18 protein-coding genes are annotated in these 24,514 nt (G+C 64.5%); 8 read left to right on the forward strand and 10 right to left on the reverse strand.

The features are described 5' to 3' along the window. Positions 1–113: 113 nt before the first annotated feature. The 3 genes from PPGU16_RS12070 to PPGU16_RS12080 all read left to right on the forward strand — a co-directional run bounded on the left by PPGU16_RS12070 (position 114) and on the right by PPGU16_RS12080 (position 3,897). Positions 114–1,553, forward strand: a complete 1,440-nt coding sequence (locus PPGU16_RS12070; protein ID WP_180720188.1) for an aldehyde dehydrogenase family protein — start codon at positions 114–116, stop codon at positions 1,551–1,553. A 58-nt stretch (positions 1,554–1,611) separates the two neighbouring features. Beyond that, positions 1,612–2,370 carry an SDR family oxidoreductase gene (locus tag PPGU16_RS12075; RefSeq protein ID WP_180720189.1) on the forward strand — a complete coding sequence of 253 codons (759 nt, stop codon included), beginning with the start codon at positions 1,612–1,614 and terminating at the stop codon, positions 2,368–2,370. Between the two features lie 207 nt (positions 2,371–2,577). Continuing rightward, positions 2,578–3,897, forward strand: coding sequence for an MFS transporter (locus PPGU16_RS12080; RefSeq protein WP_180720190.1), 1,320 nt, complete (start codon positions 2,578–2,580; stop codon positions 3,895–3,897). A gap of 788 nt (positions 3,898–4,685) precedes the next feature. Here PPGU16_RS12080 and PPGU16_RS12085 read toward each other — a convergent pair. The 4 genes from PPGU16_RS12085 to PPGU16_RS12100 all read right to left on the reverse strand — a co-directional run bounded on the left by PPGU16_RS12085 (position 4,686) and on the right by PPGU16_RS12100 (position 9,273). Next, positions 4,686–5,876 carry a heme biosynthesis protein HemY gene (locus PPGU16_RS12085; RefSeq protein WP_180720191.1) on the reverse strand — a complete coding sequence of 397 codons (1,191 nt, stop codon included), beginning with the start codon at positions 5,874–5,876 and terminating at the stop codon, positions 4,686–4,688. A 2-nt stretch (positions 5,877–5,878) separates the two neighbouring features. Next, positions 5,879–7,939 (reverse strand): fused uroporphyrinogen-III synthase HemD/membrane protein HemX, encoded by a 2,061-nt coding sequence (hemDX, locus tag PPGU16_RS12090; RefSeq protein ID WP_243460591.1) that lies wholly within the window; start codon positions 7,937–7,939, stop codon positions 5,879–5,881. Further along, positions 7,939–8,922, reverse strand: coding sequence for a hydroxymethylbilane synthase (gene hemC, locus PPGU16_RS12095; protein ID WP_180720192.1), 984 nt, complete (start codon positions 8,920–8,922; stop codon positions 7,939–7,941). Before hemC ends, hemDX begins: the two co-directional genes overlap by 1 nt. A 171-nt stretch (positions 8,923–9,093) precedes the next feature. Then, positions 9,094–9,273 (reverse strand): hypothetical protein, encoded by a 180-nt coding sequence (locus tag PPGU16_RS12100; RefSeq protein ID WP_224032119.1) that lies wholly within the window; start codon positions 9,271–9,273, stop codon positions 9,094–9,096. 114 nt (positions 9,274–9,387) lie between these two features. On the opposite strand from PPGU16_RS12100, the gene ppc reads away from it, so the two are divergent. Beyond that, complete coding sequence (gene ppc, locus PPGU16_RS12105) at positions 9,388–12,483, forward strand: phosphoenolpyruvate carboxylase (protein WP_180720193.1); 3,096 nt, start codon at positions 9,388–9,390, stop codon at positions 12,481–12,483. A 786-nt stretch (positions 12,484–13,269) separates the two neighbouring features. Here the strand turns inward: ppc and PPGU16_RS12110 are convergent. Then, complete coding sequence (locus tag PPGU16_RS12110) at positions 13,270–14,022, reverse strand: class I SAM-dependent methyltransferase (RefSeq protein WP_180720194.1); 753 nt, start codon at positions 14,020–14,022, stop codon at positions 13,270–13,272. A gap of 151 nt (positions 14,023–14,173) precedes the next feature. On the opposite strand from PPGU16_RS12110, the gene PPGU16_RS12115 reads away from it, so the two are divergent. From PPGU16_RS12115 to PPGU16_RS12125, 3 genes are all read left to right on the forward strand, one after another. After that, on the forward strand, positions 14,174–14,986 hold the full coding sequence (locus PPGU16_RS12115; protein ID WP_180720195.1) for a helix-turn-helix transcriptional regulator: 813 nt from the start codon (positions 14,174–14,176) through the stop codon (positions 14,984–14,986). A gap of 117 nt (positions 14,987–15,103) precedes the next feature. Further along, a complete protein-coding gene (gene argH, locus PPGU16_RS12120) occupies positions 15,104–16,510 on the forward strand; it encodes an argininosuccinate lyase (protein ID WP_180720196.1) in 1,407 nt (468 codons plus the stop codon). Positions 16,511–16,708: 198 nt separating this feature from the next. Then, on the forward strand, positions 16,709–17,629 hold the full coding sequence (locus PPGU16_RS12125; protein ID WP_180720197.1) for a bestrophin family protein: 921 nt from the start codon (positions 16,709–16,711) through the stop codon (positions 17,627–17,629). Between the two features lie 89 nt (positions 17,630–17,718). Here PPGU16_RS12125 and PPGU16_RS12130 read toward each other — a convergent pair whose 3' ends face one another. The 5 genes from PPGU16_RS12130 to apbC all read right to left on the reverse strand — a co-directional run bounded on the left by PPGU16_RS12130 (position 17,719) and on the right by apbC (position 23,507). Further along, complete coding sequence (locus PPGU16_RS12130) at positions 17,719–18,465, reverse strand: lysozyme inhibitor LprI family protein (protein WP_434064397.1); 747 nt, start codon at positions 18,463–18,465, stop codon at positions 17,719–17,721. A 2-nt stretch (positions 18,466–18,467) separates the two neighbouring features. Beyond that, positions 18,468–20,750, reverse strand: coding sequence for an arginine/lysine/ornithine decarboxylase (locus PPGU16_RS12135; protein ID WP_180720198.1), 2,283 nt, complete (start codon positions 20,748–20,750; stop codon positions 18,468–18,470). Positions 20,751–20,832: 82 nt separating this feature from the next. Then, positions 20,833–21,402, reverse strand: a complete 570-nt coding sequence (dcd, locus tag PPGU16_RS12140) for a dCTP deaminase (RefSeq protein WP_180720199.1) — start codon at positions 21,400–21,402, stop codon at positions 20,833–20,835. Positions 21,403–21,710: 308 nt separating this feature from the next. After that, positions 21,711–22,244 (reverse strand): superoxide dismutase family protein, encoded by a 534-nt coding sequence (locus PPGU16_RS12145; RefSeq protein WP_180720200.1) that lies wholly within the window; start codon positions 22,242–22,244, stop codon positions 21,711–21,713. Positions 22,245–22,418: 174 nt separating this feature from the next. Then, complete coding sequence (apbC, locus tag PPGU16_RS12150) at positions 22,419–23,507, reverse strand: iron-sulfur cluster carrier protein ApbC (RefSeq protein WP_180720201.1); 1,089 nt, start codon at positions 23,505–23,507, stop codon at positions 22,419–22,421. Positions 23,508–23,776: 269 nt separating this feature from the next. On the opposite strand from apbC, the gene PPGU16_RS12155 reads away from it, so the two are divergent. Further along, complete coding sequence (locus PPGU16_RS12155) at positions 23,777–24,427, forward strand: YiaD family glycine zipper/OmpA-like lipoprotein (protein WP_180720202.1); 651 nt, start codon at positions 23,777–23,779, stop codon at positions 24,425–24,427. The last annotated feature ends 87 nt before the right edge of the window (positions 24,428–24,514 follow it).

Raw genomic sequence — 24,514 nt, forward strand, 5'->3', positions numbered from 1 at the left:
GCGCGATAATCGCCTTACCCGTCTGGGCACTGCCGTTCGCCCGACACTTCTGCTGTCACTTTCGTGGTCTCTTTCGTCCTCTGCTTGACCGCCCGACCGGGCAAGGAGCATGTGTGGAAGAAGCGAAACACTTCATCGGCGGTGAATGGGCCGCCTCCTCGAATGGGGAGACGATCCCCGTCATCGATCCTTCCGACGGCCAGCCGTTCGCCACGCTCGCGCGCGGCACGGCCGCCGACATCGACACCGCCGTCCAGTCCGCGCGCCGCGCCTATGAAGGCGCATGGGGTGCCGTGAGCGCCGCCGAGCGCGGGCGGCTGCTGTACCGGCTGTCGATGCTGGTCGCCGCCTGCCACGAAGAACTGGCGCAACTCGAAGCGCGCGACACGGGCAAGCCGCTCAAGCAGGCGCGCGGCGACGCGGCCGCGCTCGCGCGCTATTTCGAGTTCTACGCGGGCGCCGCCGACAAGCTGCACGGCGAAACGCTGCCCTATCAGAACGGCTACACCGTCTTCACGATCCGCGAGCCGCATGGCGTCACGGGTCACATCGTGCCGTGGAACTACCCGATGCAGATCTTCGGGCGCAGCGTCGGCGCGGCACTCGCGGCGGGCAACGCGTGCGTCGTGAAGCCCGCCGAAGATGCGTGCCTCTCCGTGTTGCGCGTCGCCGAACTCGCGGCCGAAGCCGGCCTGCCTGCAGGTGCGCTCAATATCGTCACCGGGTTCGGACATGAAGCGGGCGCGGCGCTCGCGCGCCATGCCGGCATCGATCACATCTCGTTCACCGGCTCGCCCGATACGGGCAAGCTCGTCACGCAGATGGCCGCCGAAAACCACGTGCCCGTTACGCTCGAGCTGGGTGGCAAGTCGCCGCAAATCGTCTTCGCGGACGCCGATCTCGACGCCGCACTCCCCACGCTGGTCAACGCGATCGTGCAGAACGCCGGGCAAACCTGCTCGGCGGGCAGCCGCGTGCTGATCGAGCGGAGCATTTACGAGCCGCTGCTCGACCGACTCGCCACCGCGTTCAACGCATTGCGCGTCGGACCCGCGCATGCGGACCTCGATTGCGGGCCGCTGATCAGCGCGAAACAGCAGCGACGCGTATGTGATTTCCTCTCCGACGCGCAGCATGACGGCATCGCGATGGCGGCGCACGGCGAAGTGATCGCGGAAGCGCCGGAAACCGGCTTCTATCAGGCACCGACCCTGTTGCGCGACGTGCCGCCCACGCATCGGCTCGCGCACGAAGAAGTGTTCGGCCCCGTGCTCGCCGCACTGCCCTTCGCCGACGAAGACGAAGCGCTCACGCTCGCGAACGGCACGCCCTACGGACTCGTCGCAGGCGTCTGGACCCGCGACGGCGGCCGGCAGATGCGCATGGCGCGCCGCGTGCGCTCGGGGCAGGTGTTCATCAACAACTACGGCGCGGGTGGCGGCGTCGAGTTGCCGTTCGGCGGCGTCAAGCATTCGGGACATGGCCGCGAGAAAGGCTTCGAAGCGCTGTATGGCTTCACGGTGCTGAAGACCGTTGCGATCAGGCACGGCTGACGCACGATTCACTCGCAACAACCCAAGCGTTTCTGCACTTACAACAACAGGAGACATCATGCGGTTGACCGGCAAAACGGCTATCGTCACGGGCGGCGGCTCGGGCTTCGGCGAAGGCATCGCGAAGACTTATGCGCGCGAAGGCGCGAACGTCGTCGTCAACGATCTGAACGGCGCGGCGGCCGAACGCGTCGCCAGCGAGATCGCGCTGGCGGGCGGCAAGGCCATTGCGGTCGCGGGCGACGTGACGCGCGCGAGCGACTGGAGCGCGCTGCGCGCCGCCGCCATCGAAGACTTCGGCAGCGTGCAGATCGTCGTCAACAACGCGGGAACCACGCATCGCAACAAGCCCGTGCTCGACGTGACGGAAGACGAGTTCGACCGCGTGTACGCCGTCAATGTGAAGAGCATCTACTGGAGCGTGAACGAGTTCGTGCCGTACTTCCGCGAGCAAGGCGGCGGCGTGTTCGTCAACATCGCGTCGACGGCGGGCGTGCGGCCGCGTCCGGGGCTCGTCTGGTACAACGGCAGCAAGGGTGCGGTGATCGTCGCCAGCAAGGCGCTGGCCGTCGAGCTCGGGCCGGACCGCATCCGCGTGAACTGTGTCAACCCGGTGATCGGCGAGACGGGTTTGCTGGCCGAATTCATGGGTGTCGAGGACACACCGGAGAACCGGCAGAAGTTTCTGGCGGGCATCCCGCTGGGCCGCTTCTCGACGCCGCAGGACATCGCGAACGCCGCGCTCTATCTCGCTTCCGACGAAGCAGAGTTCATCACGGGCGTGTGCCTCGAAGTGGACGGCGGACGCTGCGTGTGACGCACCGGGCGGCGCGTGCGCGCGCTGCCCCGAAAAAGACGCGTTAACCATTGAAAACTCGGGGTTTTTCCCGACGCCGAGTGGCTTTTCAGCGCGCGTTGAAAGTTTAGAATCGCGAACGGCGGTACGACATTTCCACAATAACGAGCTTTGCGTAAGACCAGCGTGAAGCGCCACCGCGCCGACGCCGGTCGATAGGAGACAAGCGTGTCCAGTCCTGCGAATCCGCTCCACCATCCCGGCGCAGGCGCGCCGCCTTCCACCTTCGAAGAGGCGACCTACAGAAAGGTCGCGTGGCGTCTGACGCCGCTGTTGATGCTCAGCTATGTCGTGGCTTATCTGGACCGCGTGAACGTCGGCTTCGCGAAGCTCGGCATGAGCGCCGATCTGGGTCTGTCCGACGCCGTCTACGGCTTTGGGGCGGGCATTTTCTTCATCGGTTATTTCATCTTCGAGGTGCCCAGCAACATCATCCTGCACCGGGTCGGCGCGCGGGTCTGGATCGCGCGGATCATGGTGACATGGGGCATCGTGTCGATGCTGACGATGTTCGTCACCACCCCGACGATGTTCTACGTGATGCGGTTTCTGCTCGGTCTTGCGGAAGCGGGCTTCTTCCCCGGCATCATCCTGTATCTGACCTACTGGTATCCGGCACACCGGCGCGGCCGCATGACGACGTGGTTCATGACGGCGATCGCGATTTCGGGCGTGGTCGGCGGGCCGATTTCGGGCTACATCCTGAAGTCATTCGACGGCGCGAATGGATGGCACGGCTGGCAGTGGCTGTTCCTGCTCGAAGGGATACCTTCGATCGTCGTCGGCATTCTGGTGTTCATCGTGCTCGATGACCGCATCTCGAAGGCGAAGTGGCTCACGCAGGAAGAGCGCGAACTGCTCGAGCGCAACATCGCCGCCGAGGATGCGACGAAGGAGGATCACGCCATCGGCAAGGTGATGTTGAGCCCGCGCGTGCTGATGATGAGCCTGATCTATTTCTCGTTCGTGATGGGGCTTTATGGCGTGAGCTTCTGGTTGCCGACCATCATCAAGTCGACGGGCGTCACGGACGCCTTCATGATCGGGCTGTTGTCGGCGATTCCGTTCGCCGCTGCCGTGGTTGCGATGGTGTTCGTTGCGCGGAGCGCCGACCGTATGCGGGAGCGGCGTTGGCACGTTGCTGTTCCGGGATTCGTGGGGGCGCTCGGGCTGGTGCTGTCTGTCGTGTGGGCGCACGACACGATGCTCGCGATGACTGGGCTGACGCTTGCGACTATGGGGATTTTGACTACGCTGCCGCTGTTCTGGAGTTTGCCTACTTCGTTTCTTGCAGGTACGGGCGCGGCCGCTGGGATTGCGCTGATTAATTCTATTGGGAATCTGGCGGGGTTTCTTAGTCCGTATGCCGTTGGATGGCTGAAGCAGGCTACTTCTACCAATGCGGCTGGGATGTATATGCTTGCGGCGTTTATGGTTCTTGGTGGGGTGCTGGCGGTTAGTGTGCCTTCCAGGCTAGTGAATAGGTGAGCACTGCCGGTGCTTTTGCCGGTTTTTTTGGTTTTGGTTTTGGGTTGGTTTTGGTTTTGTACTGGCGTTCGCGGATTGCCTTTTCGCTGGCATCCGCGTGATGCCTTCGTGCTTCAGGCGTCGCCCCTGTGCGGGGCGGCACCTACTTTTCTTTGCCGCCGCAAAGAAAAGTAGGCAAAAGAAAGCGGCTCACACCGCCAGCCCATGTCCCTATCCACGGGCCCCCATCGTCCCCATCCCTCACACGGCAATGCACGTGTTTGCATTCGTTGCCAACGCTCTCAACGTGCGCCTCACCCGCTTCGAATACCCGCGTTCAGGCAAGCGGCAGCGAATGGTCTATGCCGCCCAGGTGGCAAACTGTGTGTAGGTTGTCGCGTCGTATAGCCTGGCGCTCTTACAGGGTGGGACGCGTGTGCTATCGGTTCGAAGTGAGGCGTGTGGAGTACGACGGCCTACACACAGTTTGCCACCTGGGCGGCGGTGGACTGTCTGGCGCGGCGTGTTGTAGTGCGGGAGCGTAAGGCGGGTGAGGCGCACCCCAAGAGCGCTGGCAACGGACGTGAGCCACGTGGTTGCCGTGTGAAGTGTAAGACCGGTTGGGGGCCCTCAGGCAAATACTAGAACTGGCGGTGTGAGCCGCTTTCTTTTGCCTACTTTTCTTTGCGGCGGCAAAGAAAAGTAGGTGCCGCCCCGCACAGGGGCAACGCTAGCAGACCAATAACATCACGCGGACGCCAGCGAAAACACAAAAAACACCGCCCCAGCGTCGCAGACACAAAAAAACCTCAAACCACATTCATAGCCAGCGCACTCTCCCGATAATGCGCGCTAGCCTTATCAGCATCTCCGAGCTGCTCATGCAAACGAGCCAACGCCCGATGCGAACGAATCTTCAGCGTCTCGTTATCAGCAAGCTTGAGCGCCTGCTCAAGAAACGACTGCGCCTTCCCCCAAAGCTGCTGATGCAAACACAACCGCCCAAGCGCAAACATCAGATCCGCGTCGTCGGGACGCTCCTTCCGCCACGCCTCAGCCTTCTGAATCAACGGCAAAGCATCGCCCCCCGTGGTATCCGGATAACGCCGCAACAACCTCGCATCCCAATTCTGCGCAAGCGCCTCTTCAACGATCTTCCGCGCATCCTGCGGACGACCCAGCGCGACCAGCAACTCAGCCGCAACATCCGCCAGCCGCGGCGAATGCCGCTCGACCGCGGTCAGCGAATGCCACAGTTCGAGCAGCGCATCGGCATTGTGCCTGCGGTCCCGCAACAGATTCTCCGCCGCTAGCTGCCGCAACCGCACGGCAACCGCAGGATGAATCGCCTCGCGCTTTTCCAGCGTCTTCACGAGCTTGAGCACTTCGCCCCAGTTCTTCAACTGCTGCTGCGCCCGCAACGCAATCTGCTGCGCGTGAATGCGCCGTCCACCCTGCGACTGCATTTCAGTCAGCGCGAGCAACGCGCCATCCGCATCGCGGCCGTCGGCACGCATGTCCGCCGTCGCCATCAGGCGTGCGTCCTGCCAGTCGGCTGAATCGATCTGCGCGAGATATTCATCGCGGCGCGCGTACTCGTGCATCCGGTGCGCGGCATTCGCGGCGATCAGGCCCGCCGCACCCTTGTTGTCGGGATTGGTGAGCGAGTCACGCGCAGCCTTCTCCGCACGCGAGAAGCGGCCCGCATACAGATTGCCGATCGCATCGCGCAACGCCGCATGCGCCTTCGCGACCCGCTGGCGCGTGCGATACGCGGCGACGCGCTGCGGCATGCGCCAGATGTTGCGCACGATGCGCAGCACCGCGTAAATCACGATGAACGCGACGATGATGCCGACGATGAACAGGTTCAGCGAAATATCGATCCGATACGGCGGATAGACGAGCAGCACCTGCCCGGTGTCGAAGCGCCCGACGATCGCGAGCACCACGGCAATCGCGAACAGGAAAGCGAGCCAGAGAAGTCCACGCAGCGCCATGACTAACCCCGCGTCCGGTATTGATGCACGGCCTGCAGGCTCGTATCCAGGTTCGGCACGTCGACCGCGCCCGAGCCGTCGTCGACCTGCTTCACGAGGTCGCGCACCGTCTGCACCTGCTTCGACGACGCGTCGAAGTAGCGCGCGAGCGCGTTGTCCGCAGCGTGAAGATCGGACTTGAGCGTCGTCTGGTTGCGCGCGAGCAGCGCGAGTCGCGCGGACAGCAGGCGCATCTTCAGGTTTTCGCGCACGAAATAGCCCTGATCAGGCGCGACGAGCATCGCGTCGGCGTGGTCGATGCGACGCACCTGCACGAGACTCGTCAACTGTTCGCCAATACCCGCGACGAGCTGGTGCCACCACACTTTCCACTTCGGCTCGCCCGTGGCGGCCGCGAGGCGGTCGACATCCTTCGGCGTGGAGGCACGCGGCGTGGCGTGCTCGATCGGCGCCTCGCCCGAAAGCGGCAGCTGGTCGATCTGATCGATCGCGTTGTCGAGCTTGATGGCGAGACCCGTCAGGTCAGTGGACGGCGCGGACTTCAGCTTGTCGATGTCCTGCGCGATCGCCTTTCGCACGGCCAGCACCTGCGCGCCGTCCGACGCGGCGAGGCGCGTGTCGGCGCTTTGCAGCGCGAACAGCGCGAGCTGCGTGTTGCCCGTCAGCTGCAACTGCTCGCTCGCGGCCGACAGCATCTGGCCGACTTCGGCCATCGTCCAGTCGTCGCGATTGCGCGCGAGGTCCGCGTATTGTTGCTGCAGCGCCTGTTGCGCGCCCTGCGCGTCGGCGAGCTTGCCTTCGAGCTGCGCGATCTGCGCATCGGCCTGACGCACGGTGGCGACGGCCTGCTCGGTCTTCACGCGCAACTCGGCGGTCTGCGAATCGTTGGCCTGCTGGCGGTGCGACAGCTGCTGATCGAGCTTGATGATCCTGCGGTTCAGCGCGATGCCGCCCGCGATCGCCGCGAACAGCACCAGCGCGATGACCACCCAGAGCAGCCCGTTGCCCTTGGGCTTGGCCTGCTGCATTTCATAGGGCGTAAAGGGTTGATTCGGCGGCAGCGCAGTGGCGGGCCGCGGCGCGGAGCTGGACGTCGGGGGCGTGGGGGTCGTGGATGCGTTGGTATCAGACATGCGTTCTTGTGCCGGGTTGGACTGGACCGGTTGAACTTCAAAAGGTGCCGCGAGAGACAACAGCGTACGGGCGATCCGTTCGTCGCCCGCACCGGACACCGTAATGCTATCAAAACCCAATGCCCGCGCGGTTTCCGCGATGCGCGGATGGGGCGCGACGAACATCGCGCGCTTCAGTTGCGCCTGCTCGCTCGCCGTGAGGTGGTCGTGCGCGAGTTCGGCGAGATTGCGCACGCCCTCGGAACTCGTCACGAGCCACGCGTGCGGCGTCCGGGATTCGTCCGACAGCAGCGTGTGGATGCGCGACCACGCGCCGATCGACGGGTCGGGCACGAGGCGCCGGTAAGCCGCAACCGTCTCGACTTCGGCGCCCGCTTCGCGCAGACGGTCCGCGAGCCATTCCCGGCCGCCGTCGCCGCGCACGATCAGCACGCGCTTGCCTTCGAAGGCGTTCTCTCCAAGCAAGGTTTCGAGCGCCGCATACAGCGCCTCGGAGTCGAAGCGCGCGCCATCGTGGTCGTCGGCCGATGCGCCCGGGCTGATCACCTGGTACGCGGGCGCTTCGACGCCGTGCTTCGCGAGCGCCGCGACGCTGCCCGGCCCGACCACGCCGACGGGCAGCGCGTGTGGCCAGATCGCATCGTGGCTCGCGAACGCGTAATCGACGGCGTTCGGCGACACGAACACGACCAGCGCGTATCGGTCGAGCGACGCGAGCGCCGCGCGCAATGGAGCTTCGTCGTCCGCTGCGGCGATATCGATCAGTGGAAAGTCGACGGTGACGACACCCGCGTCGTGCAGGGTCTTCGCGAGCGCGTCGGACTGTCCCGCCGGACGGGTCAGCACGACGGTCAGATGCGTCGCATGCGATGCGCCTATGCCGTCCCGGGACGGCAATGCGTCGGGTGTCGGGTTCGAGTCGGCCGCCATCACGCGGAAGCAGCCGGGCCGCTCGCCGTGGTGAGCGCGCGGACGATCTCGAGTGCGCCCTGCGCTTCGAGCTGGCTCGCGACCTCGCGGCCCAGTTCGAGCGCGGCGCCCGTGGTCGGCGCGGGCGCCGAAGCTTGCGCGGACAGCACGCGCTGGCCGTCGGGCGTGGCCACGACGCCGCGCAGATGCAGCGCGCCGTCATGCCAGGTCGCGTACGCGGCGAGCGGCACTTCGCAGCTGCCGCCGAGCGCGCGCGACACCATGCGCTCCGCTTCGACCGCGGCCGCCGTGTGCTCGTGATGCAGCGGCGCGAGCCATGCGGCGAGATCGGCGCGGTCCGCGCGGATCTCGATGCCGAGTGCGCCCTGACCGGCGGCGGGCAGGCTGTCGGCAGGATCGAGCAGCGAACGGATGCGGTCGCCGAGTCCCAGACGCTTGAGACCGGCCGCCGCCAGAATGATGGCCGCGTAATCGCCGCGGTCGAGCTTCGCGAGGCGGGTGTCGAGATTGCCGCGCAGCGGCTTCACCACGAGCTCGGGATAGCGGATGCGCAGCATCGCTTCACGGCGCAGGCTCGACGTACCGACCACGCTGCCGGGTGGCAGTGCGGCCAGCGAGTCGTACTGGCTGGAGACGAACGCGTCGCGCGGATCTTCGCGCTCCATGATGGTCGACAGCGCGAAGCCTTCGGGCAGTTCCATCGGCACGTCTTTCAGCGAATGGACGGCGAGATCGGCGCGGCCGTCGGCCAGCGCGTTCTCCAGCTCCTTCACGAACAAGCCCTTACCACCGACCTTCGACAGCGTGCGATCGAGAATCTGATCGCCGCGTGTCGTCATTCCGAGGATTTTTACGTCACAAGATGGATATAATTTGTGCAGCGCACACCGCACATGCTCGGCCTGCCACATGGCAAGCCGGCTTTCCCGCGACGCAATGACCAGCGTGGCGGGCGGAGTGGGCGCAAGCGTCTCGGAATTCATTGTTTGATTCATTGAACGACGGGATGTGATAACAAACAATGTTAGCACGCGCTTTGGCAACCTCTCGCTGGCCGCACGGCCATGCTGAAGCAGCGCGAAGGCAGTTGCAAGGGACGGCAGTCAGCGCTAAAGCGCTCGCTTCCGTCGACCGCCATGGAACTGGAGCAGGCGTTATGCCGCCCGCTCCGGTCGACCGCCATGGGACCAGAGGAGACAGGCCTGCAGGTTCGATCCACGCAGACCCGTTGCCGCATCGATCGTGACTCGCGTGGCCACCAGAAGCCCCAGCACGGTCGTGCGCGCGTCGATGCGCCGCATGCGCGATGATTTAATGCGGCGCAGCACGCGCATGCGGCCCTCCTCCGCCGCGCGCGCCGCATGCTGACAGGCTTTGAGCGCAGTTCCCCGCTGTACCCGCAGTTGCAGTCCATCATTCTTAGACCCTGGCTTTCCTGAGGAAACATCGTGACGTCTTCCGGATCGGCGCGCCCTGCCCGCCGCACTACTGCCTCGCCCGATGCCGTCAATACCGCATCGGCCGCTCCCGCCGCTTCCGCTGCCAAGGCCACCAAGGCCATGAAAGCAGCGCAGGCTCTCGACTCCGGCAAAACCGGCAAATCCACGAAGACCAAGGCGCCCGCCAACGGCGCCTCGAAACGAATGAAACCCGACGGCGCCGGCAAGCAGGAGGCCGCGCGCGCGTCGAAAGAAATGAAGAATGGCGCCGCGTCACAGGCGAAGGACAACGCCCGCACGCGCGAAGACAAGGACCAGCCGCTGTTCGAAGACATCCGCTATCTGGGGCGGCTGCTCGGCGACGTGGTGCGCGAGCAGGAAGGCGACGCCGTGTTCGACGTCGTCGAAACGATTCGCCAGACGGCCGTGCGCTTTCGCCGCGAGGACGACAGCGTGGCCGCGCAGGCGCTCGACAAGAAGCTGCGCGCGCTGTCGCCCGAACAGACGGTGAGCGTGGTGCGCGCGTTCAGCTACTTCTCGCATCTCGCGAATATCGCTGAAGACCGTCATCGCAATCGGCGGCACCGCATTCACGATCTGGCCGGCTCGACGTCGCAGCCGGGCACGATCGCGCATGCGCTCGACCGGCTCGTCGAAGCGAACGCCGCCGCGACGCCCGTGCTGCAGCAGTTCTTCAACGACGCACTGATCGTCCCCGTGCTGACGGCACACCCGACGGAAGTGCAGCGCAAGAGCATTCTCGACGCGCAGCACGACATCGCGCGGCTGCTCGCCGAACGCGACCAGCCGCTGACGGCGCGCGAGCGTCTGCAGAACGAATCGCTGCTGCGCGCACGGGTGACCTCGCTGTGGCAGACGCGCATGCTGCGCGACTCGCGCCTGACGGTCGCCGATGAAATCGAGAACGCGCTGTCGTTTTACCGCGCGACGTTCCTCGAAGAGATTCCGGCGCTCTACGCCGACATCGAGGAAGCGCTTGTCGAGCACGGCCTCGATGCGCGCCTGCCGCCCTTCTTCCAGATGGGCAGCTGGATTGGCGGCGACCGCGACGGCAATCCGAACGTCACGGGCGAGACGCTCGAAAACGCGATCACGCGCCAGGCCGCGGTGATCTTCGAGCACTATCTGGAGCAGGTGCACAAGCTCGGCGCGGAACTGTCGGTGTCGAACCTGCTCGCGGGCGCAAGCGACGAACTGAAGGCGCTTGCGGAAGGATCGCCCGATCACTCGCCGCACCGCACGGACGAACCGTACCGGCGCGCGCTGATCGGCATCTACACGCGGCTCGGCGCGAGTGCGCGCGTCAGACTCGGCGAAGGCGTGGTGCCGCTGCGCAGCGCGGGCCCCGGCGTGCCGAAGATTCGCGCCGTCCCCTATGACGATTCGTCCGAGTTCGTGCGCGACCTGCACGTGCTGATCGATTCGCTCACCGAGCATCACGGCGCGTCGCTCGCGACGCCGCGTCTGTCGCCGCTGACGCGCGCCGCCGAAGTGTTCGGGTTCCATCTCGCGAGCATCGATCTGCGCCAAAGCTCCGACATTCACGAAGCGGTGATCTCCGAGTTGCTGCGGCGCGCGGGTGTCGAAAGCGACTACGCGGCGCTTCCGGAAGCCGACAAGCTGCGCGTGCTGCTCGCCGAACTTGCGCAGCCGCGCCTGCTGCGCTCACCGTATGTCGAGTACTCGGATCTGGTGAAGAGCGAACTCGGTGTGCTCGAACAGGCGCGCGTGACGCGCGAGAAGTTCGGCGCGCGCGCGGTGCGCAACTACATCATTTCGCACACGGAGACGGTGAGCGATCTGGTCGAAGTGATGCTGCTGCAAAAGGAAGCGGGACTGCTGCAAGGCGCGCTCGGCAACCCGGTCGATCCGGCACGCGCGGGCCTGATGGTAATCCCCCTCTTCGAGACGATTCCCGACTTGCGCAACGCGTCGCACATCATGCGCGATCTGCTGGCGCTGCCGGGTATCGATGCCATCGTCGAAAATCAGGGCAACGAGCAGGAAGTGATGCTCGGCTATTCGGACAGCAACAAGGACGGCGGCTTCCTGACGTCGAACTGGGAGCTGTACCGCGCGGAACTGGCGCTGGTGTCGCTGTTCAACGAACGCGGCATCACGCTGCGGCTGTTCCATGGCCGCGGCGGCACGGTTGGACGCGGCGGCGGCCCGACCTATCAGGCGATTCTTTCGCAGCCGCCGGGCACCGTCGACGGCCAGATCCGGCTGACGGAACAGGGCGAGGTGATTGCGAGCAAGTTCGGCAACCCGGACATCGGCCGACGCAATCTGGAAACGGTCGTTGCGGCGACGCTGGAAGCGTCGTTGCTGCCGCATGGCAATGCGCCTTCGCAACTGCCCGACTTCGAAGAAGTGATGCAGACGCTGTCCGATGCGGCGATGGCGTCGTACCGTGCGCTCGTCTACGAAACCCCGGGCTTCACCGAATACTTCTTCTCGTCGACGCCGATTGCGGAGATCGCGGAGTTGAACATCGGCAGCCGGCCGGCGTCGCGCAAGCTGCAGGATCCGAAGCAACGCAAGATCGAGGACCTGCGGGCGATTCCGTGGGGTTTCTCATGGGGACAATGCCGGTTGCTGCTGACGGGCTGGTATGGGTTCGGCAGCGCGGTTGCTGGATGGCTCGAGGCCGCGGGCTCGAATATCGAACGTGAGCGTCGTGTAAATCTGCTGCGCAAGATGCATAAGGCGTGGCCATTTTTCTCGAACCTGCTGTCGAATATGGATATGGTGCTGGCGAAGACCGATCTCGCGGTGGCGTCGCGTTATGCCGCGCTTGTCGCTGACAAGAAGCTGCGCAAGCATGTGTTCGAGCGCATTGTTGCGGAGTGGGAGCGCACCTCCAATGTGCTTTCCGAGATCACGGGGAGGAAGGAACGTCTAGCGGATAATCCTTTGCTGGCGCGGTCTATTAAGAACCGGTTCCCTTATCTTGATCCTTTGAATCACCTGCAGGTCGAGTTGCTTAAGCGCCATCGCGCTGGGGATGATAATGTCCGCGTGCGGCGCGGGATTCATTTGACTATCAATGGGATTGCGGCTGGGCTAAGGAATACGGGCTGAGGTTTTTGCTTTTTCTTGTCCTGCGGACGGCGGTTCTCTTTTTTTGAGGCCGCCGTTTTTTCTTTTTGGCTTGCTTATGTTTTTTGCTGGCATCCGCGTTTTGGTATCTAGCTTCACGCGTCGCCCCTGTGCGGGGCGGCACCTACTTTTCTTTGCCGCCGCAAAGAAAAGTAGGCAAAAGAAAGCGGCTAACACCGCCAGCACGTGTGCCTATCCACGGACCCCCAACGTCCCCACCCTTCACACGGCCGTGCCCTGGCTGGTGCTCGTCGCCAACGCTTCGAATGAACGCCTCACCCGCTTCGAATACCCATACTCGGACAAGCGGCAGCAAATGGTATGTGCCGCCCAGGTGGCAAACTGTGTGTAGGCTCAAGTACTCCACACGCCTCACTTCGGACCGATAGCGCACGCGCCCCACCTTGTAAGAGCACTACCCTATACGACGCGACAACCTACACACAGTTTGCCACCTGGGCGGCCGTGGACTGTCTGGCACGGCGTGCTGTACCGCGGGAGCTTGAAGCGGGTGAGGCGCACCGCAAGGACGCTGGCAACGGACGTGGGTCACGTGGTTGCCGTGTGAAGCGTAAGAACCTGTGGGCGCCCTCAGGCAAACACTAGAACTGGCGGTGTTAGCCGCTTTCTTTTGCCTACTTTTCTTTGCGGCGGCAAAGAAAAGTAGGTGCCGCCCCGCACAGGGGCAACGCTAGCGAACCAGAAGCAAAACGCGGACGCCAATGAAAACACAAGCAAACCACTCAAAGCGTCGCAGACAAAAAAACCTCAATACGCCTCAACCATCAAAGCATCCAGCTTAAACGACCCATCACTCTGAACACCGAAGTACTCACGAACTTCATCCGGGGCGGAAGCCCAGACAGCCCGAATCGCCTCAACCCGCGCCGTCGGCGTCCTCATCCTTGCGACCCACGACGCAAACTCGATATCCAGCCGCCAGCGCTCCCGCACCACAGCCTCAAACCCTGCGGCAGCAAAAAACGCCACCCACTCATCCGCACGATAATCGCGAATATGCGAGCCATCGCGCAACACCTCGACGGCCTGAAGATGCGTATCGAGCAACGGATGCTCGCTCCCCGCGATATCGATGAACAGCACGCGCCCGCCGGGCTTCAAAACCCGCCGCACTTCGGCGAGCGCCAACGGCACATCGTGCCAATGATGCGCACTCATCCGGCTGACGACCCAATCAAACGAAGCATCATCGAACGGCAGCTTTTCAGCCGCGCCCTGCTGCGTCCGGATATTCGACAACCCACGCTCAACAGCAGCAGCAGCCACGGTAGCCAGCATCTGCGGCGCAATGTCATACGCAACAACCGACGCAACATGCGGTGCAACCGCAAAGCTCGCATGCCCCGCCCCACATCCCATATCGAGCACCGCCGCGCCCGGCGTCGCGGCCACGGCGGCCGCCAGCGTCTGCAAGTCCGCGCCCGTCGCATGAACCTGGCTCGTCAGATACGAGGCCGCCGTCGAGCCGAACGCGTCGGCTACCTGATCGTGATGCTTCATCGTGTGCTCCAGTGCCTTCAGGCCTGTTCGTGAGGATCGTGTCGAGGTCGCGAAGCGCCCCGCCTGTCGCTACAATAGAGCCCGCCCTGTACCAGTACAAGTCAAGCAATTATTCTGGTATCGACATTACCCGCCATCGTCGTCCCGCCACATGACCACGCCGTCTTCCGCCGATTCCGCCCCGCCGCTCGACGCGTCGCCCGCCCGCGCGCTCGGCGAGTTCATCCGCGCGCATCGCGAGCGCCTGTCGCCGCAAGCCGTCGGCCTGCCGCCCGGCCCGCGCCGCCGCACGCCCGGCCTGCGGCGCGAGGAAGTCGCGCAGTTGTGCGGCGTGAGCCCGACCTGGTACACCTGGATCGAACAGGGACGGCCCGTGTCCGCGTCCGCTGACGCGCTCGCCCGCATCGCCGTCGCGCTGCAGCTGTCGCGCGCCGAACGCGCGTATCTGTTCGAACTGGCCGCGCAGCGCGACCCGGCCGAGCCGGACCCCGCCGCAGCCGACACCCCCGCCATGCTGCTCAAGACGGTGCAGCTCGTGAGCGCGCCCGCCTACGTGCTCGACCGCCAGTTCACCGCGCTCGCGTGGAACGAGCCGGCCGCGGACCTGTTCGTCGGCTGGCTGGACGGCGAGCACGACCGCAACCTGCTGCGCTATACGTTCCTGTCGCCGGATGCGCGCAATCTGATCGTCGACTGGGAAATCCGCGCCCGGCGCCTCGCCGCCGAGTATCGCGCCGATTCGATCCGCCACCAGAACGACGCGCCCACGCGCTCGCTGATCGACGAACTCTCCGCTTCGAGCGACGCGTTCGCGCGCTTCTGGGCGTCGCAGGACGTCAACGAGCGCGAAGGCGGCCAGCGCCGCTTCAATCATCCGCGCGACGGCCACGTCGTCTACAACCAGATCACCTTCAAGCCCGCGCACCGCGAAGATCTGAAGCTCGTCGTGCTGATGCGCGAATGAGCTTGCGCGGCCACCTGAAAGCGGCCCGCACGGCGGGTGTTAAAATCGTTGTCTCCTTCGAGGCGGCGCCGTCTCCACGCGCCGTCCGCGTCTTCACCTCGCACATTGCCCATCATCATGACGTCCCAACTGCATAAAAAAGGCGAAGCCTGGTCGGCTCGCTTCTCCGAGCCGATGTCGGAACTCGTCAAGCGCTACACGTCGTCGGTCTTCTTCGACAAGCGTCTGGCGTTCGTCGATATCGAGGGCTCGCTTGCGCACGCGTCGATGCTGGCCGCGCAAAAGATCATCAGCGCCGACGACCTCGCGGCGATCCAGCGCGGCATGGCGCAGATCAAGGGTGAAATCGAGCGCGGCGAGTTCGAATGGCAACTCGATCTCGAAGACGTGCACCTGAACATCGAAGCGCGCCTCACGGCGCTGATCGGCGATGCGGGCAAGCGCCTGCACACGGGCCGTTCGCGCAACGACCAGGTCGCGACCGACATCCGCCTGTGGCTGCGCGGTGAAATCGACCGCATCCGCGATCTGCTGAAGGATCTGCGCGTCGCCCTGCTCGACCTCGCCGACAAGAACGCCGGCACGATCATGCCGGGCTTCACGCATCTGCAGGTCGCGCAGCCCGTGACGTTCGGCCATCACCTGCTCGCTTACGTCGAAATGTTCTCGCGCGACGCCGAGCGCATGGTCGACTGCCGCAAGCGTGTGAACCGTCTGCCGCTCGGCGCGGCGGCGCTCGCGGGCACGAGCTATCCGATCGACCGCCACGCCGTCGCGAAGACGCTGGGCTTCGACGGTATCTGTGCGAACTCGCTCGACGCCGTGTCCGACCGTGACTTCGCAATCGAATTCACGGCAGCGTCGGCGCTCGTGATGACGCACGTGTCGCGCTTCTCCGAAGAACTCGTGCTGTGGATGAGCCCGCGCGTCGGCTTCATCGATATCGCCGACCGCTTCTGCACCGGCTCGTCCATCATGCCGCAGAAGAAGAACCCGGACGTGCCCGAACTGGCACGCGGCAAGACGGGCCGCGTGAACGGCCACCTGATGGCGCTGCTCACGCTGATGAAGGGCCAGCCGCTCGCGTACAACAAGGACAATCAGGAAGACAAGGAGCCGCTGTTCGATACCGTCGATACCGTCGCCGATACGCTGCGTATTTTTGCGGAGATGGTCGCGGGCATCACGGTGAAGGCGGACAACATGCGCGCGGCTGCGCTGCAAGGCTTCTCGACGGCAACCGATCTCGCCGACTACCTCGTCAAGCGCGGCCTGCCGTTCCGTGACGCGCACGAAGCCGTCGCGCATGCCGTTCGTTTCTGCGAACAGCGTGGCTGCGATCTGGCCGACCTGTCGCTCGACGAGATGAAGGCCGAATTGCCGAACGTCGCTTCGTTGCTGGGCGACGATGTGTTCGGCTACCTGACGCTCGAAGGATCGGTGGCGAGCCGCAATCATCCGGGCGGCACCGCGCCGGATCAGGTGCGCGCCGCGATCGCTGCCGCACGCGCTGCGCTCGGCTAGGCCGCTTCCTTTCGGCTGCTGAAAGGCGGACTCTCTGGCGAGGGTTCGCCTTTTTTGTTTTTGGCACGGGTTGTCTGCGGCTTCGAACGCGGGCGCCTTCCTTGCGACGCAGAGACAATCGGCCACGCTCACCTCGCCCTGCCGCTGCGCCTCGTCGGCTACTATCACGGCAACCATCGGCTTTCATCGTTCACCGTCATGATCATCCGCCCACAACTCCGCTGGTTCCGCATGCTGCTCGCGTGGCGCGGTTCCGTGCTGCCCGAACTGCTGCCGCGCCTGTGCGTCATTCTGCTCATTTCGCTGGTCGCGCTCGGCGTGCATGTGCACCTGCTGAAGATCAGCATCAACATGACCACCACGCCGTTCTCGCTGATCGGCATTGCGCTCGCGATCTTCCTCGGCTTTCGCAACAGCGCGAGCTATGACCGCTACTGGGAAGCGCGCAAGCTCTGGGGCAGGCTGCTCAACGAGACGCGCTCGCTCACGCGCCAGGTGTTGACGCTGCCGAACGCTCATATCGACCCGAGCGAAACGCAGGCCTTCGTGCAAGCCTTGTGCGCCTTCGCGCACGCGCTGCGGCATCAGTTGCGATGCACGGACCCTTCAGAAGATCTGTCGACGAGACTCGACAAGCCGCTCTTCGAGCGCGTCATGATGTCGCGCTATCGGCCCGCGACGATCATGCTCTGGCTCGGCGAATGGACGCAGCGGCAGGCGCGCGACGGCAAGCTGGACGCATGGACGGTCCAGGCCATCGATCGCAATCTGAACGGGCTGTCGGATGTGGTCGGCGGCTGCGAGCGGATCCTGTCGACGCCGCTGCCGTTCGCGTATTCGGTGATGATTCACCGCACCGTGTACTTTTTCTGCGCGGCGCTGCCATTCGGGCTGGTGGAAACCGTCGGCGTGTTCACGCCGGTCTTCTCAGTATTCGTCGCGTACACGTTCATGGCGCTCGACGCGATCGCATCGCAGATCGAAGAGCCATTCGGCACCGACGACAACGACCTCGCGCTCGATGCGCTGTCGGCGTTCATCGAAGATGCCGCGCGCGATCTGCTTGCGCAGCCTTCGCTGCAGAAAACGGCCGCGAAAGATGGTTATCTGCTCACCTGACGCGTGATCAGGACACGCGCGCGGCCGCTCGACAGCAGCTTGCGGCGCGTGCCGTGAGAAGCACTAACGGGTGTCGAAAAAAATCCGGCTTAGTCGTTGCCGGCTGTGTCGCCCATGCGTTTGAGCTGCGCGACGCGCGCGCCGACAATATCCACTTGCGAGCGCGCGTCCATCAACGGAACGGTCGCGTCGCGGTAGGCCGTCCACGCGCGTTGCGCGCGCGACAGCACCGGGCGCGCGTGCGGAGGGAGCTTCGCATGCAGGCGCCGGTAATAGCGGTTCAGGTCGAACATCGCGTGCTCGCACTGCGCGTCGAACGAGCAGGCTCGTGGGCGCTTCTTCGGGTCCTGCCTGCCGGCGTCCATCGCCGCCGCGCGCAGCGCGAGTGCGCGATCGCGCACCGGCTGCAACTGCATGTCGGCGACCGCGAGCTGGTACGACGTGCCGCGCGTCGTGGCGAGCACGTCGGCCAGCAGCTTGCCGTCCGCTTCGCGCCACGCTTTCCAGCGCTTCTGGCTTTCTTCCCACTTCTTGCGCTGCGCGTCGGGTGCTTTCGACAGCAACTGCTGAAACGACTGATCCATCGACGCCTGCCACGCGAGCCGCGCCGAGTCCATGCACTGCACCTGGCCGATCGTCGACGACATGTCGGCGCGCGCGAGACAGGTACGCATCGATGCGTCGATGGGATCGGCGGCGGCGACTTCGGCATGCGCCGCGCCGGGCGCGATCATCAGCGCACCCGCCAGCGTCACTGCCGATGCGAACGCGCACCACGCCGCCGGCACGCCGACGCGCGCACGACCCCACAACCCGGAGCGCAGTGCCGTCGTCATGATCAGGAATCGCGCACGCAATCGACGAAGTACTCGATGCGCCCGTTGATCGTTTCACCCACCAGCCCGTGGATATCCGTATGGAAGCCCGGGAAGCGCTCGTTGAACTCGCGCGCGAAACGCAGATAGTTGACGATGGTCCGGTTGAAGCGCTCGCCCGGAATCAGCAGCGGAATGCCCGGCGGATACGGCGTCAGCAGGATCGACGTGACGCGGCCTTCGAGCTCGTCGATGGGCACGCGGTCGATTTCGCGGTGCGCGAGCTTCGCGAAAGCGTCGGACGGCTTCATGGCGGGCTCCATGCTCGACAGGTACATCTCCGTCGTCAGGCGCGCGATGTCGTTCGCACGGTAGACGCTGTGGATCTGCTCGCACAGATCCCGCAGGCCGATGCGCTCGTATGCCGGATGCTGCGCGACGAACTCGGGCAGCACGCGCCACAGCGGCTGGTTGTTGTCGTAGTCGTCCTTGAACTGCTGGAGTTCCGTGACCATCGAGTTCCAGCGGCCCTTCGTGATGCCGATCGTGAACATGATGAAGAACGAGTACAGGCCCGTCTTCTCGACGATGATGCCGTGCTCGGCCAGATACTTCGTGACGATCGCCGCGGGAATGCCCGTCTCGCCGAATTCGCCATCCACGTCGAGCCCAGGCGTGATGATCGTCGCCTTGATCGGGTCGAGCATGTTGAAGCCGTCCGCAAGCGGGCCGAAGCCGTGCCAGCGGTCGTTCGGGCGCAGCATCCAGTCGTCGCGCGAGCCGATGCCCTCTTCCGCGAGTTCTTCCGGGCCCCAGACCTTGAAGAACCAGTCGTCGCCGTATTCGGCATCGACCTTGCGCATCGCGCGGCGGAAATCGAGCGCCTCGGCAATCGATTCCTCGACGAGCGCGGTACCGCCCGGCGGCTCCATCATCGCCGCGGCCACGTCGCACGACGCGATGATCGCGTACTGCGGCGACGTGGACGTGTGCATCAGATATGCCTCGTTGAAGCGGTGGCGGTCGAACGTGCTGTTCTCGCTGTCCTGCACGACGATCTGCGAAGCCTGCGAAATGCCTGCGAGCAGTTTGTGCGTCGAGTGCGTCGCGAACACCAGCGCGCCCGTGCGCGGACGGCCCGCGCCGATCGCGTGCATGTCCTGGTAGAACTCGTGAAACTCGGCGTGCGGCAGCCACGCTTCGTCGAAGTGCAGCGTGTCGAGCAGATCGCCTAGCAGATCCTTGATCATTTCGACGTTGTAGATCACGCCGTCGTACGTGCTCTGCGTGATCGTCAGGATGCGCGGCTTGAGGTTCGGGTTCTTCGCGAGCGCCTCGCGCGCGAACGGGTTCGCCTCGATCTTCTTGCGGATGTTTTCCGGCTTGAACTCGTCGCGCGGAATCGGGCCGATGATGCCGAAGTGATTGCGCGTCGGCGTGAGGAACACGGGGATCGCGTGCGTCATCGTGATCGCGTGCAGGATCGACTTGTGGCAGTTGCGGTCCACCAGCACGATGTCGCCCGGGGCAACCGTTGCGTGCCAGACGATCTTGTTCGAAGTCGACGTGCCGTTCGTCACGAAGAACAGATGATCCGCGCTGAAGATGCGCGCCGCGTTGCGCTCCGACGCTGCAACGGGGCCCGTGTGATCGAGCAGCTGGCCGAGTTCGTCGACGGCGTTGCAGACGTCTGCGCGCAGCATGTTCTCGCCGAAGAACTGGTGGAACATCTGGCCGAGCGGATTCTTCAGGAACGCGACGCCGCCCGAGTGGCCCGGGCAGTGCCACGAGTACGAGCCTTCGTCCGCGTACTGCACCAGTTCCTTGAAGAACGGCGGCGCGAGCGAATCCAGATACACCTTCGCCTCGCGGATGATGTGCCGCGCGACGAACTCCGGCGTGTCCTCGAACATGTGGATGAAGCCGTGCAGTTCGCGCAGGATGTCGTTCGGCAGATGGCGCGAGGTGCGCGTTTCGCCGTACAGGAAAATGGGAATGTCCGCGTTGCGCTTGCGCACCGCCTCGACGAACGCGCGCAGGTCGATGATCGCGGGCGCGATATCGGGCGTTTCACCGTCGCCGTTCTCGACGTAGGGCAGCAGTTCATCGTCGTCGATCGACAGGATGAAGCACGACGCGCGGCTCGACTGCTGCGCAAACGACGTCAGATCGCCATAGCTCGTGAGACCCAGCACTTCCGCGCCTTCTTTTTCGATGGCCTCGGCAAGCGCACGGATACCGGAACCCGAGATGTTCTCGGAGCGGAAGTCCTCGTCGATGATGACGACGGGAAAGCGAAACTTCATGGGCGATTCTCCAAAAAGAACGACCGCTGCTTCTGATGCGCAGCGGTCACCCGGATAGCTGGTGATTCAATGCGCGGTCGCGTTACGTCTTCGGTAACGTCACGCCATGCTGTCCTTGATATTTGCCGCCGCGATCCGCGTACGACACGTCGCAGATCTCGTCGCTTTCGAAGAACAGCACCTGCGCAACGCCTTCGTTCGCGTAGATTTTCGCAGGCAAAGGTGTCGTATTTGAGAATTCGAGCGTCACGTGCCCTTCCCATTCCGGCTCGAACGGCGTCACGTTGACGATGATGCCGCAGCGCGCATACGTCGATTTGCCCAGGCAGACCGTCAGCACGCTGCGCGGAATGCGGAAATACTCGACCGTGCGCGCGAGCGCGAACGAGTTCGGCGGGATGATGCAGACGTCGCCCTTGAAATCGACAAACGATTTCTCGTCAAAGTTCTTCGGATCGACGATGGTCGAGTTGATGTTCGTGAAGATCTTGAATTCATCTGCACAGCGGATGTCGTAGCCGTAGCTCGACGTGCCGTAGCTGACGATCTTGCGACCGTCTTCCGTCACGCGCACCTGGTCTGGCGCGAACGGCTCGATCATCTTGTGCTCTGCGGCCATGCGCCGGATCCACTTGTCGGATTTGATGCTCATAGGTGAACGCTGCTGACGGGGTGAAATCGGGCCGGCTGACGCTTGCACGCCGCTTTCGCAACGCGCGCCGCCGGACGAAAGGCGCTTATTTTACGCGAACCGGGCGGGCGTGCCCGATGCAAGCTGAATCGCGTGCGCGGACGTGCAGCGCGACGGCCCGACGGCCTTCGACGATGCGACTCGGATATCTGCTGGAATTGAAGCGGAAACAGGCGAAAGAGCGAGTGTTTGCATGCCCCGCAAACGATTGGCGGGCGAAAGGCGGTGGTGATGCAGGACGAACGCCGCCGCGTGAACGGCACTGCTGCTTACTGGCGGATCAGCCCGCACGCGATTGCGGGACCGGCGCCGTGTTGCGGGTAGGCGTAGGGATCGGACGGCTCGCGGTGAACCAGCACGGCGCGCTGCAGCACGGAACGCACGCCATCGAGCGAAACATCCGGCGCGACGATGAAGCCGGCCGCCACGCCCGCCGCGTCTGCGTGGATATTGCCGAGATCGCCCTCGACGCGCGCGCCCGACTTGAGGCGCTCCGCAGCGGGCGCGAACACGGCGCCCGCGCCGGCGCCATCGGCGGAATTGCAGTCGCCGCGTTCGTGCACCTGCAACGCGTGATCGGTGTTCGGCGGCAAGCCCGTGAGGTTGTAGGTGACCTGAACGCCGTCCGAACGCTCGATGAACGTAACCATGCCGCGCGCCTGGTTACCCAGCGTCGGCAGCAGTTGCGCGTCAGCGCGTTTCTCCTGTGGCTTCAGAAAGCCCATGCACCCTGACAGCAGGGCGCTGGTCGCAGCCAGGACGACGATTGCCTTGATCGCCTCGCCGCCGATTCGTTTTCTCATGCGATCCTCTTGTCGAGCGCCGGCCGCCCCCGCGACCGCGTTGCCGGACCTGATGAAGCCGACATGATACCGCGAGCGGGGCCGCATTCAGACCCCTTTCTCCCCGCTCCTGAAGAGTTGTTCGACGAGTTGTTCAGACTCCGCCGCGCCCGCCAGACTGGGCGTTTTCGCGCCTTATGTGTTCTGCACGACGATGGTCGGAAACTTCGAACTCATGTCGCGCGAGCGCTCGGCGATATGAATCGCGACCTTGCGCGCAATCGTCCGATAGATCTCCGCGATGCGGCCGTCCGGGTCCGCGGCCACCGTCGGCGTGCCCGAGTCGGCCTGCTCGCGGATCGCGATGTCGAGCGGCAGGCTGCCGAGCACGTCGACGCCATATTCCTTCGACATCCGCTCCGCCCCGCCCGTGCCGAAGATATGCTCTTCGTGGCCGCAGTTCGAGCAGATATGCATGCCCATGTTCTCGACGATGCCGAGAATCGGAATGCCCACCTTCTCGAACATCTTCAAGCCTTTCTTCGCATCGAGCAGCGCGATGTCCTGCGGCGTCGTGACGATCACGGCGCCCGTGACGGGCACGCGCTGCGACAGCGTGAGCTGGATGTCGCCCGTGCCCGGCGGCATGTCGACGACCAGGTAGTCGAGATCCTTCCAGTTGGTCTGGCGCAGCAGCTGCTCCAGCGCCGACGTGGCCATCGGGCCGCGCCACACCATCGGGTTGTCCTGTTCGACCAGAAAACCGATCGAGTTCGCCTGCACGCCATGGCCGGTCATCGGGTTCATCGACTGGCCGTCGGGCGATTCGGGGCGGCCTTCGATGCCGAGCATCATCGGCAGCGACGGGCCGTAGATATCGGCGTCGAGAATACCCACTGACGCGCCTTCGCTCGCCAGTGCAAGCGCGAGGTTCACGGCCGTCGTGCTCTTGCCGACGCCGCCCTTGCCCGATGCGACGGCGACGATATTCTTGACGTTCGGCAACAGTTTGACGCCGCGCTGCACCGTATGCGCAGCGATGTCCTGCGACACTTGCACGCGCGCCGCTTCGACGCCAGGCACCGCGCGCAGCGCCTGCTCGACGAGCGCGCGGATCGCGTCGAACTGACGCCTGGCCGGATAGCCGAGTACCACGTCGACGCCGACCGTGGCACCATCGACGCTGACGTTCCTGAAGTTCTTCGCTGCCGCGAAGGGCCGCTGCGTGTTGGGGTCGGTGATGGCCGCGAGGGCCGCGTCTACCAAAGCCCGATCGATGCTCATTGAGTCTCCGTGGGAACGCCTGGCGCGGTGCGCGATCGAAGTCTGCGCCACACGCCTGAAATATTGAAAGAAATTGTTAGCCGGCATTGCCTAAAACCTGTCTCATTGGCACGCTTGCCGCGCAAGTTTTGCAATAGGGCCGAATCGTCGCCTGCCTAGTCGTCATTGTAGTGGCTGGCGCAGGGGCCTGCCGGAAGACCCTTCCGGCTGTCGGCACGATTCGCGAGCCCTTGCATCTGTCGACCGTTTAATTGAAGAGAGGAACCAGAATGAATGCAAAAATCATGACCCGTCTGTCGGCACTGGCTGTCGTCGGTGCGCTGCTCGGCGGTTGCGCGACCCAGCAAGGCACGGACACGGCCGTCGGCACGGGCGTCGGTGCAGGCACGGGCGCCGCACTCGGTGCGATCTTCGGCGGCGGCAAGGGCGCTGCGATCGGCGCGGGCGTCGGCGCAGCCGTCGGCGGCGTGACCGGCTACAACTGGCAGAACATCAAGAACAAGCTGTCGGGCGCGACGAAGGGCACGGGCACGCAGATCACCGAGCAGCCGGACGGCTCGCTGAAGCTGAACATCCCGAGCTCCGTTACGTTCGACACGAACAGCTACGCGATCAAGCCGTCGTTCGCTCCCGTGCTGACGCAGGTTGCGCAAACGCTGAACCAGAATCCGGAAGTCGTCGCGCAAGTCGTGGGCCACACGGACAGCACCGGCCAGCCGGCATACAACCAGACGCTCTCCGTCAACCGCGCGCAAAGCGTCGTGAACCAGCTCGCGCAAGACGGCGTCGCGCAGCAGCGCCTCGCGGCTTCGGGCATGGGCGCCAACCAGCCAATCGCCGACAACAACACGGAAGCTGGCCGCGCGCAGAACCGTCGCGTGGAAATCTACCTGCGCGCGATGGCGCAGCACGCGCAGTAAGTTTTTCGGGGAAGGACAGACCAGGAATCCGCCTGACAATTCGCCAGGCGCGTCGAGGCGAACCTCGGTGGGTCCCACAAGCTGATC

This window comes from Paraburkholderia largidicola (assembly GCF_013426895.1).
GTDB classification, from domain to species: domain Bacteria; phylum Pseudomonadota; class Gammaproteobacteria; order Burkholderiales; family Burkholderiaceae; genus Paraburkholderia; species Paraburkholderia largidicola.

Bases quoted from the DNA above. Each gene is read 5' to 3' on its own strand.
- PPGU16_RS12075 (WP_180720189.1), top strand. From the start codon at position 1,612: ATGCGGTTGACCGGCAAAACGGCTATCGTCACGGGCGGCGGCTCGGGC.
- PPGU16_RS12085 (WP_180720191.1), bottom strand. From the start codon at position 5,876: ATGGCGCTGCGTGGACTTCTCTGGCTCGCTTTCCTGTTCGCGATTGCC.
- hemDX (WP_243460591.1), bottom strand. From the start codon at position 7,939: ATGGCGGCCGACTCGAACCCGACACCCGACGCATTGCCGTCCCGGGAC.
- hemC (WP_180720192.1), bottom strand. From the start codon at position 8,922: ATGAATTCCGAGACGCTTGCGCCCACTCCGCCCGCCACGCTGGTCATT.
- PPGU16_RS12100 (WP_224032119.1), bottom strand. From the start codon at position 9,273: ATGCGCGTGCTGCGCCGCATTAAATCATCGCGCATGCGGCGCATCGAC.
- PPGU16_RS12110 (WP_180720194.1), bottom strand. From the start codon at position 14,022: ATGAAGCATCACGATCAGGTAGCCGACGCGTTCGGCTCGACGGCGGCC.
- PPGU16_RS12115 (WP_180720195.1), top strand. From the start codon at position 14,174: ATGACCACGCCGTCTTCCGCCGATTCCGCCCCGCCGCTCGACGCGTCG.
- argH (WP_180720196.1), top strand. From the start codon at position 15,104: ATGACGTCCCAACTGCATAAAAAAGGCGAAGCCTGGTCGGCTCGCTTC.
- PPGU16_RS12125 (WP_180720197.1), top strand. From the start codon at position 16,709: ATGATCATCCGCCCACAACTCCGCTGGTTCCGCATGCTGCTCGCGTGG.
- PPGU16_RS12130 (WP_434064397.1), bottom strand. From the start codon at position 18,465: ATGACGACGGCACTGCGCTCCGGGTTGTGGGGTCGTGCGCGCGTCGGC.
- PPGU16_RS12135 (WP_180720198.1), bottom strand. From the start codon at position 20,750: ATGAAGTTTCGCTTTCCCGTCGTCATCATCGACGAGGACTTCCGCTCC.
- dcd (WP_180720199.1), bottom strand. From the start codon at position 21,402: ATGAGCATCAAATCCGACAAGTGGATCCGGCGCATGGCCGCAGAGCAC.
- PPGU16_RS12145 (WP_180720200.1), bottom strand. From the start codon at position 22,244: ATGAGAAAACGAATCGGCGGCGAGGCGATCAAGGCAATCGTCGTCCTG.
- apbC (WP_180720201.1), bottom strand. From the start codon at position 23,507: ATGAGCATCGATCGGGCTTTGGTAGACGCGGCCCTCGCGGCCATCACC.
- PPGU16_RS12155 (WP_180720202.1), top strand. From the start codon at position 23,777: ATGAATGCAAAAATCATGACCCGTCTGTCGGCACTGGCTGTCGTCGGT.